Genomic DNA, 9,146 nt, shown 5'->3' with positions numbered 1-9,146 from the left:
GGGCAGGGGCGGCGTGGGCCGCAGCGGCGGCTCCGGCTCGGGTACCGGCGGCGCCGGTGACGGCGGCGTCGGACCCGGAACCGGGGTCGGCGCCGGCTCGGGTTCCGGTCCGTTCGGCGCCGGGGGTTGCGCGGGCTCCGGCGGCTGGACCGGCTCCGGCGGTTCCGGGTTCACCGGCCCGGCCCGGTAGACGGTGGCGGCGGCGGGCGGCGCGGCCACCACGGAGGCGGCGACCTCCTCGGCCGAGACGCGGCTCAGGCCGGGCACCGACGCGCTGGCCCGGGCGGGCGCGGATCCGGCCTGCTCGGCGGCCGTGGACGCGCCGGTGAGCGGGGCCGGGCGGTCGACGGCGGAGGCCGGTGCCGCGCTCGGCGGAGAGTCGACCGAACCGGCTGTCGGGGACGGGGAGTCGTCGGTCCCGTCCGCCTGCACGGCCGGTGCGGTGTCGCGCTCCGGTACGGCGTCGGCAGGTGCTGCCGCGTCCGCGGTTGCGGCGGCCGGCGCGGGCACGCGTGCGGAACCGGAGACGCGGGGTGCCGGGATGGCGGCCGGAGCACTGCCGGGCGTACCCGGGGAGGCGTCGCCGTCGGCCTCCGCGGCGGCGGGCGTGGGTGCCGTGCCGGCTGCGGGCTGGGACGTCGCCTGGCGTTCGGCCACCGCGAAGGCGGACCAACTGGACGGCGGCACGGTGGCCCCGGGCAGACGCCGGTCCAGCGGTGGTGGGGTCTCCGCCGGGGTGCCCGCCCGGTACGTCGTCGGGCCGGCCTGCGGAAGTGGCTGCTCGTCACCGGCGGGCGGCGGCACGGCCGAACCGGCGACCGACACCCGCGCCCGCGCGACGGCTACCGGCCCGGGTGAGGCCGAACCGTTGTCGTCGCCGGCCGGGTCGGCGGGGCCGGGCGTCGGTCCCGGGTGGACCTTCTCCGCCGGAACGTCCTGCTCGCCCATCTCGCCCCTCCGCACCCACGCTCGCCTCCGGCCGTGGCGCCGACCGGAAGTGCCTGGATCTCACCGTGCCACATTCCGGCCCGGGAGCACAGCCGGAGTGGCGGTTGGGTCAGTCGGCGCTGCTGCTCGGGCTGGCGGAGCCGCTGCCGGACGTGCTGCTCGACGGGGCGACGCTGCTGCTGCTCGGCGCGGCGCTGCTGGTGTCCGGCTCGGCGCTCGCGCTCTGGCTCGGCTCCGGCTCGGGCTCCGCGGTCTGGCTGGGCGGCGGCGAGCTGGGCGCCGGGCTGGACGTCGTCGGCTTCGGCGTCGGCGTGGTGGGCTTCGGCGTGGTCGGCGTCGGCTTGGGCGTGGTCGACGGCTTCGGGGTGGCCGACGGCTTCGGCGACGTCGACGGCTTCGGCGTGGCCGGCACCGTGGGCGGCGGGGCGGGCGTGGCCGGGGCGGGGACCGCTCCGATCACCCGGGTCGCGGCGTAGAGCCGGGACCAGCGGACCACCGAGATCTTGACGACGTCGCCGGTCCGCGGCGCCTCCACCATCTTGCCGTTGCCGATGTACATGGCGACGTGGTGGACGCTGGTCCAGCTGCTGCCCGAGGCGAAGAACAGCAGGTCACCGGGGAGCAGGGCGGTCGGCGAGACGGTGCGGGACCGGGTCGCGAAGTACTGGTCCTTCGCGACGCGGGGCAGGCCCCGGTAGCCGGCCGCCTGATAGGAGGCGAGCATCAGGCCGGAGCAGTCGAACCGGTCCGGGCCCTCGGCCGCCCACAGGTAGGGGTCACCGAGCTGGGCGAGGGCGTACCGCACGGCGGCGAGCGCCTTCGGGTCCGCCACCAGGCCGTCGATGCTCTGGTCGACGTACGAGGTGCCGAGCCGCTGCTCGGCGGCGTCCGCCAGGCGCTCGATCTCCAGCAGCTTGGCCGCGTTCTCCTTGCGCAGCGCGACGAGCGCGGTCTCCTGCTTGCGCAGGTCGGTCTCGGCGCGGGTGAACTCGGCGGCCTTCTCACCGGCCCGGCGCTGGGCCGACTCGTGTGCCTTCCGGGCGGCCTCCTCGGCGCTTGTGGCGCGCAGGAGTTCGCCGGTCACCGACGTGGTGGCGCCCTCGGCCTTGTCGCCGCGGGTGATGCGCTGGAGGTTGGCGAAGTCGCGCAGGCTGGCGCCGAACTCGCCGGGCGGCAGAGCCGCGTCGGCCTTCACGGCGTCGGCGGCGGCGCTCTTGGCGTTGTCCTGGGCGCGGCGGAGCGCGTCCTGCGCCTCCTTGAGCAGGGCGGCGGACTGGGTCAGCTCGGTCTGCGCGGCGTCCCGCTCGGTCTTGATCCCGAGCAGCGCCTCGCCGAGCTGGGTCACCCGGGCGTCGAGCTGGTTGATCTGCGCGATCAGCGGGCCGTCGGCCGGGTTGGTGACGCCGGTGGTGCCCGGCAGGCCCGCAGTGCCACCGGGGGTGGTGAGGCCGGGCAGACCCGGGACGGTGCCGGGCAGGCCCGGAACGGTACCCGGCACGCCGGGAACGGTGCCGGGTACGCCGCGGAGGGTGCCGGAGGAGCCGGGCAGTTGCAGCGGGCCGGTGACCTGGGGCCGGGAACCGGTGTCGGGCACGACGTCGGGCAGCGGGTCGGCCCAGGCGGGTGTGGCGAGCGCCGCGGCCGCTACCGCCCCCAGGAGGGCGGACCAGAGCGCCGGTCGCAGGATCGGTGAGATCACCGGCTGCCGTCCTCGTCGCCGTCGGGCCTTGGTGCTGTGAGCCATACCGCTCCCCGTCCGGTCTGGGGTCCGTCACGCGTGGTTGGGGCGTGTCGGGACAGGACGGCCCTGGTGTGTGTTCCGCCCCACCCTGTCTTACCTCACGGTTGCGACGATGTCGATGTGCGGAGCGTGACGGCGGGTGAACCGGCACGCCCAGGTCGGCGGCCGGTCGGACCCGCGACGTACGCTCGATCGGGAACCCAGGTGGAAGGACGTGGCTTTCGGATGGACGCCGGACTCAAGCGCGAACTCGAGGCGAAGGTGTACGCGGGGGAGCGGCTGACCCGCGAGGACGGCATCGCCCTCTACGCCAGCGACGACCTGACCTGGCTGGGCCGGCTGGCCCACCACAGGCGTACCGAGCTCAACGGCGACCGGGTGATGTTCAACGTCAACCGGCACCTGAACCTGACGAACGTCTGCTCCGCGTCGTGCGCGTACTGCTCGTTCCAGCGCAAGCCGGGCGAGAAGGACGCCTACACGATGCGCATCGACGAGGCGGTCCGCAAGGCCAAGGAGATGGAGGACGAGCAGCTCACCGAGCTGCACATCGTCAACGGCCTGCACCCGACGCTGCCCTGGCGCTACTACCCGAAGGTGCTGCGCGAGCTGAAGGCCGCGCTGCCGAACGTCAACCTCAAGGCGTTCACCGCGACCGAGGTGCAGTGGTTCGAGAAGATCAGCGGGCTCACCGCCGACGCGATCCTCGACGAGCTGATGGACGCCGGCCTGGAGTCGCTCACCGGCGGCGGCGCGGAGATCTTCGACTGGGAGGTCCGGCAGCACATCGTCGACCACAACTGCCACTGGGAGGACTGGTCGCGCATCCACCGGCTGGCCCACTCGAAGGGCATGAAGACGCCGTCGACGATGCTCTACGGCCACATCGAGGAGCCCCGGCACCGGGTCGACCACGTGCTGCGGCTGCGTGAGCTGCAGGACGAGACCGGCGGTTTCCAGGTCTTCATCCCGCTGCGCTACCAGCACGACTTCGTCGACTCGGCGGACGGCAAGATCCGTAACCGGATCCAGGCCCGGACCACGATGGCCTCGCCGGCCGAGTCGCTCAAGACGTTCGCGGTCTCCCGGCTGCTGTTCGACAACGTGCCGCACGTGAAGTGCTTCTGGGTCATGCACGGGCTGTCGGTCGCGCAGCTCTCGCTGAACTTCGGTGTCGACGACCTGGACGGCTCGGTCGTGGAATACAAGATCACGCACGACGCCGACTCGTACGGCACGCCGAACACCATGCACCGCGACGACCTGCTGCACATGATCTGGGACGCCGGCTTCCGTCCGGTCGAGCGGAACACCCGCTACGAGATCGTCCGCGAGTACGACGGGCCGCCGTCGCTGGCGGAGCGCCGGTCCGAGCCGCAGCAGGTCTGGGCCTGACCTGGCGATGAGCGACGAGGAACAGCAGCGCGGCTTCCCCCGGCGCGACGCCGAGGGCCGCATCCTCACCCTCGGTGACCTGCTCGGGGTGAGCCTGGCCGGCCTGGTCATCGGGGTGCTGGCGCTGCTGGTCTTCGAGTGGGCGTTCGCCACCGTCGGCGACAGCGGCTTCGGGGGTACGAACGGCTGGCTCGCGGTGATCCTGCCGCTCTGGTTGTTCTGGGACGAGTTCCGGGCCTGGGAGTTCGGCGCCGCCCGGGTGGTGGCCGCGCTGGCCGGTCTCGGGCTCGGCATCGTCGCCGGTCTGCTGGCCGCGGGCCTGGCCTCCGGGCTGCCCGCGCTGTTCACCGGCGCGTTGGCCGCGGCGGTGTTCACCGTGGTCTACGCCGTCATCTGGTTTCATGGCGTGCACTGGCTGGCCCGGCGTACGGGCTGAGGCACGGAGAGAGTGGGAATGCGGGAATGAGCGCGGCGGTCAAGTACACGCTGGGCCGGGTCGGGCTGTTCGTCGCCGTGCTGGCAGCCCTCTGGTTCGTCGAGATGAACATGTTCCTGCGGCTGATGGTGGCGCTGATCTCCTCCGCCGCGCTGTCGTTCTTCCTGCTGCGCAACTGGCGGGACGAGATGGCCGGCGAGATGGCGGAGGCGTCGGAGCGGCGTCGCGCGGAGAAGGACCGGCTGCGCTCGGCGCTCGCCGGTGACGACGAGCCGGGCACCGAGCCGGACGCCGAGCGCCGCGACGGCTGAGCGGACGAACGAGGGGCCCGGCGCCGGACACGGCACCGGGCCCCTCGTCGTTCACCGGCCGGCCGAACCGTTCACCGGCGCGGCCGGGCCGTTCACCAGTTGGTCGAGCCCGGGACGACCGGCCACGGCCGCTCGGCCGGCTTGATCAGGTACGCGATGCCGCCGGAGCCGGAGGCCACCGTGCCGTTGGCCCGGTAGCGCTTGGTGCGCAGCCAGATCTGCTCGAACTGCTCCCGCTTGTAGACGTTGCGAACCGCGTCGTTCGACGAGGACGCCGGGTCGTTGACGATCACGTCACCCTCGGCGGTGAAGCCGACGATCACGAACAGGTGCCCGGAGGTGCCGTAGTTGGCGCCGTCCAGCTCGCTGGCGAGGAACGACTGCGAGGTCACCACCGGGATGCCCGCCTTGATGAACCGTTCCGCCTCGTCCAGCGAGTGCAGCCGGGTGACCCGCGCCTCCAGGCCGGGGAAGCTCGCCGCGTACGCGGTGTTGAACGGCCAGTTGCCGGCGCCCTCGTATTCGTAGTCGTAGGTCATCCGGGCGGCGTGGTCGACAGTCGGGTCGGGGTAGGAGGGGTCGACCCAGGAGGTGTCCTCGGCCGAGGGCTTGCGTCCCCAGTACTCGACCACCATCTCCGTCGAGGTGGGTGAGCACCACGCCTCACCGCCGCCGTCGTACTCGGGGTACTCGCCGATGTGGATGTTCTGCGAGTAGCGCGGCACGGCCAGTTCGGTGCCCCAGGCGATACCGCCCCGGCTCGGCGTGACGGTGAACCGGTCGGGCACGTTCGACGCCATCGCGCCGAGCATCCGGACCTGCGGCGCGGCGGCCTGGCCGGGCGCGCGGTAGAGGGTCAGCCGCAACTGGTACGAGCGCAGCAGCACCCCGGCGTCGGCGTCGTCGACCGAGAACGTGTCGGTCCAGATGCTCGACCACGGGTCGCCCTGGCCGTCCAGCGTGGAGCGTTTGATGTCCTGGTCGCCGGAGGCCCAGCGGCCCATGACGTACCAGGGGGTCTGCGCCCCGGTGTTGTACGTGCCGTGCAGCTCGACCTGGATCCAGGTGCCGGCCGGGGTGGCGGCGTTCCACGACGCGACCATCTCGGTGGCGTCGAAGCCGATCCGCCGCTCCGGCGAGGTCCAGGTGGCGTACTCCCAGGTGCGGGTCGTGCCGGTGTGCTCGTCGGTGAACTCGGTGGTGCCCGCCGGCCGGTCGATGGTCAGCGCCGGGTGGCGCCCCGGTACGGCGCGGGTGCCCTGGTGGGTGCCGGTACGCCAGTCGGGGAAGCGGGAGAACTCCTGGAAGGTGATCTGTTCGTCGTGCGTGACGCCCGGTCGCGGCGCTTGTGCCTGGACCGGTGCGCTGGTGCCGAGGAGGGTGAGCGCGGTGAGGCCGGCGAGGGCGGCCGCGCGCATGGGTCGTCCGAACATGGCAGCTCCACAGGGAGACGGCGTCGTTGCCGTTCACTGTCGCGCTTGGCGGGAAGTTTCGCCAGATGTTCAGGCATAGAAAATCATTGCCGAAGTGACGATCAGGTCGGGATGACCCAAGGCAAAGACAGATATTGATATGACCATGTGTCTCCTGGTGGAGTGTGCGGACAACGGGATCTCCCGTACCCCCAGGAGGTTGTCCATGGCCTTCCGCGCCTCTCCGCTCCGCCGCCGGCTGGCGCTCGCCGCCGCCGTCGGCCTCACCATCGTCGCCGCGGCCGCAGCCCCCGCCGTCGCCCGACCCGCACCGGAAGGCTCCGGCGAGCCGACCACAGTCGCCTACCGGGTCCTCGGGCCGCGTACGGCGGCCGACCGCACCGCGGTCGCCTCCACCGGTGCCGCGATCGACTACTCCGAGCACGGCGTGCTGCACGTCACGGCGACCAAGGCCGAGGCCAACGCGATCACCCGGCTCGGATTCCGGCTCGAGAAGGACGCCGTGCCGGAGCACGACCACGCCGACGGGGGCATGACCGCCAACGCGTTCCCGCCCGCCGACTCGAACTACCACGACTACGCCGAGCTGACAGCGGTGGTGAACAAGGTGGTCGCCGACCACCCGACCATCGCCCGCAAGCTGAGCATCGGCACGTCGTACCAGGGCCGGGACCTGATGGCGGTGAAGATCTCCGACAACGTCGCCACCGACGAGGCCGAGCCGGAGATCCTGTTCAACGCCCAGCAGCACGCCCGTGAGCACCTGACCGTCGAGATGGCGATCTACCTGCTCAACCTCTTCACCGACAACTACGGCAGCGACTCCCGGATCACAAACATCGTCAACTCCCGGGAGATCTGGATCGTCCCCACCGTCAACCCGGACGGCAGCGAGTACGACATCGCCACCGGCTCGTACCGCTCCTGGCGCAAGAACCGGCAGCCCAACAGCGGCTCCACCGCCGTCGGCACCGACCTGAACCGCAACTGGGGCTACCAGTGGGGCTGCTGCGGCGGCTCGTCCGGCACCAAGTCGTCGGACACCTACCGGGGCCCGTCCGCCTTCTCCGCACCGGAGACCGCGGCGCTGCGCAACTTCGTCAACAGCCGGGTCGTCGGCGGGGTGCAGCAGATCAAGGCGAACATCGACTTCCACACCTACTCGCAGCTGGTGCTCTGGCCGTACGGATACACGTACAACAACACCGCCACCGGGATGAACACCGACCAGTACAACACCTTCGCCACCATCGGACGGCAGATGGCGGCGACGAACAACTACACCCCGGAACAGTCGAGCGACCTCTACATCGCCGACGGCACCAGCATCGACTGGATGTGGGGCGCCCACAAGATCTGGGCGTACACCTTCGAGATGTACCCCGGCTCGGCCTCCGGCGGCGGCTTCTACCCGCCGGACGAGGTGATCCCGGCGCAGACCTCACGCAACCGGGAGGCCGTGCTGATCCTGTCCGAGTACGCCGACTGCCCGTACCGGGCGATCGGCAAGCAGAGCCAGTACTGCTGACCTCACCACCGGGTGGGAACCCCGGTTCCACCCCCGCCGGGGTTCCCACCCACCCCCACCGTCCGGACGATCTCCGCTGGTCGTGCGCTACCGTGGCACCGACCGTGCCACAGCGAAGCCGGTGCGAAACCGGCGCTGTCCCGCAACTGTGATGCCCCGTACGCGCGGCGCCGGCCTTCCGCCGGCGCCGACGGACGTGGGACGAGCCAGGTCGCCTGCGGCCCGGTCGCGACACGCGCTCTCGAGGAAGGGCGCCTCGCGGGCGGGCCTTTCCACCTGTCGGCGAAGCACCACACTCCTCGACCGACAGGAGGCCCCATGTCCAGACGTACCCCCCGGCTCTTCGCCACCGCGCTCGCGGCCGGCGTGCTGCTCCTCGGCGGCTGCGCCGAGAAGACCTCGACCGACACCCCCGCCGCCGGCGGCTCCGGCGGCGCGTTCCCGGCCACCGTCGGCAAGCTGACGCTGGAGAAGCGACCCGAGAAGATCGTCTCGCTCTCGCCGACCTCCACCGAGATGCTCTTCGCCATCGGCGCCGGCAAGCAGGTCACCGCCGTCGACGACCAGTCGAACTACCCGGCCGAGGCGCCCCGCACCGACCTGTCCGGCTACCAGCCGAACGCCGAGGCGGTCGCCTCCCGCAACCCCGACCTCGTGGTGATCTCGGACAACCTCAACAAGATCGCCGACCAGCTCGTCGCGCTGAAGATCCCGGTCCTCCAGATCCCCGCCGCGGCCACGCTCGACGACACGTACCGGCAGCTCACCGACCTGGGCACGCTCACCGGCCACCGGTCCGAGGCGGACGCCGTGGTGCAGAAGATGAAGGACGACATCACCGCGCTGACCAAGGACCTGCCGAAGCGTACGGAGAAGCCGACCTACTTCCACGAGCTGGGCCCGGAGCTGTACAGCGCGACCAGCAAGACCTTCATCGGCACCATCTACGCGCTCGCCGGCCTGGAGAACATCGCCGACGCGTCCGACGCCGACGGGAAGAACGGCGGCTACCCGCAGCTCTCCCAGGAGGTCATCGTCAAGGCGAACCCCGACTTCGTCTTCCTCTCCGACACCAAGTGCTGCAAGCAGAACGCCGACACGGTGAAGGCGCGCAGCGGCTGGTCCGGCATCACCGCCGTGAAGAACAACCAGATCGTGGAGCTGGACGACGACATCGCCTCCCGCTGGGGCCCGCGCGTGGTCGACCTGCTCAAGGTGATCGTCGACGCCACCGCCAAGGTCCCGGCCTGACCGTGGCCCTACGACAGGCGGACTCCGCCCCGAACCCGGCCGGGACGCCTCGGGCGTCCCGGCCGGGCATCCGGCCGCTGTCCCGCCCCGGGCGGCCCGGGGC

The 9,146-nt window shown here is 71.9% G+C and carries 6 protein-coding genes, 2 pseudogenes and 1 riboswitch; of the genes and pseudogenes, 5 read left to right on the top strand and 3 right to left on the bottom strand.

Annotated elements, in window-relative coordinates; translation table 11 throughout:
* Nucleotides 1-948, bottom strand: a pseudogene (locus AC2CHG_RS27575) (hypothetical protein); the annotation flags it as partial.
* A gap of 109 nt (nucleotides 949-1,057) precedes the next feature.
* A complete protein-coding gene (locus tag AC2CHG_RS27570) occupies nucleotides 1,058-2,692 on the bottom strand; it encodes a C40 family peptidase (RefSeq protein WP_484525897.1) in 1,635 nt (544 codons plus the stop codon).
* Between the two features lie 222 nt (nucleotides 2,693-2,914).
* On the opposite strand from AC2CHG_RS27570, the gene mqnE reads away from it, so the two are divergent.
* From mqnE to AC2CHG_RS27555, 3 genes are read left to right on the top strand one after another with little or no spacing between them, the layout of a single operon-like run.
* The gene (gene mqnE / locus AC2CHG_RS27565) at nucleotides 2,915-4,084 is read left to right on the top strand and encodes an aminofutalosine synthase MqnE (protein ID WP_018787841.1); all 1,170 of its coding nucleotides are present in this window, start codon (nucleotides 2,915-2,917) and stop codon (nucleotides 4,082-4,084) included.
* 7 nt (nucleotides 4,085-4,091) lie between these two features.
* Entirely contained in the window at nucleotides 4,092-4,520 is a 429-nt protein-coding gene (locus tag AC2CHG_RS27560; RefSeq protein ID WP_194802064.1) for a hypothetical protein, read from the top strand.
* Between the two features lie 26 nt (nucleotides 4,521-4,546).
* Nucleotides 4,547-4,831: a DUF4229 domain-containing protein gene (locus AC2CHG_RS27555; RefSeq protein WP_355511313.1), complete on the top strand. Its 285-nt coding sequence runs from the start codon at nucleotides 4,547-4,549 to the stop codon at nucleotides 4,829-4,831.
* Between the two features lie 92 nt (nucleotides 4,832-4,923).
* Here AC2CHG_RS27555 and AC2CHG_RS27550 read toward each other — a convergent pair whose 3' ends face one another.
* Nucleotides 4,924-6,264, bottom strand: a complete 1,341-nt coding sequence (locus tag AC2CHG_RS27550; RefSeq protein WP_355511311.1) for a C39 family peptidase — start codon at nucleotides 6,262-6,264, stop codon at nucleotides 4,924-4,926.
* 205 nt (nucleotides 6,265-6,469) lie between these two features.
* Between AC2CHG_RS27550 and AC2CHG_RS27545 the strand changes: the two are divergent.
* Together AC2CHG_RS27545 and AC2CHG_RS27540 are read left to right on the top strand one after the other, a co-directional pair.
* A pseudogene (locus AC2CHG_RS27545) lies at nucleotides 6,470-7,789 on the top strand (M14 family metallopeptidase); the annotation flags it as partial.
* 120 nt (nucleotides 7,790-7,909) lie between these two features.
* Nucleotides 7,910-8,003: riboswitch (cobalamin riboswitch) on the top strand.
* Nucleotides 8,004-8,110: 107 nt separating this feature from the next.
* Nucleotides 8,111-9,043 carry an ABC transporter substrate-binding protein gene (locus AC2CHG_RS27540; protein ID WP_262016156.1) on the top strand — a complete coding sequence of 311 codons (933 nt, stop codon included), beginning with the start codon at nucleotides 8,111-8,113 and terminating at the stop codon, nucleotides 9,041-9,043.
* Nucleotides 9,044-9,146 lie beyond the last annotated feature (103 nt).

This window comes from Micromonospora sp. ATLC20, assembly GCF_057196585.1.
This window is presented reverse-complemented; position numbering and strand designations above follow the sequence as displayed.

Excerpts from the sequence above, each read along its gene's own strand:
- AC2CHG_RS27555 (WP_355511313.1), top strand. The coding sequence starts at position 4,547 with ATGAGCGCGGCGGTCAAGTACACGCTGGGCCGGGTCGGGCTGTTCGTC.
- AC2CHG_RS27550 (WP_355511311.1), bottom strand. The coding sequence starts at position 6,264 with ATGTTCGGACGACCCATGCGCGCGGCCGCCCTCGCCGGCCTCACCGCG.
- AC2CHG_RS27540 (WP_262016156.1), top strand. The coding sequence starts at position 8,111 with ATGTCCAGACGTACCCCCCGGCTCTTCGCCACCGCGCTCGCGGCCGGC.
- AC2CHG_RS27570 (WP_484525897.1), bottom strand. The coding sequence starts at position 2,692 with ATGGCTCACAGCACCAAGGCCCGACGGCGACGAGGACGGCAGCCGGTG.
- AC2CHG_RS27560 (WP_194802064.1), top strand. The coding sequence starts at position 4,092 with ATGAGCGACGAGGAACAGCAGCGCGGCTTCCCCCGGCGCGACGCCGAG.
- mqnE (WP_018787841.1), top strand. The coding sequence starts at position 2,915 with ATGGACGCCGGACTCAAGCGCGAACTCGAGGCGAAGGTGTACGCGGGG.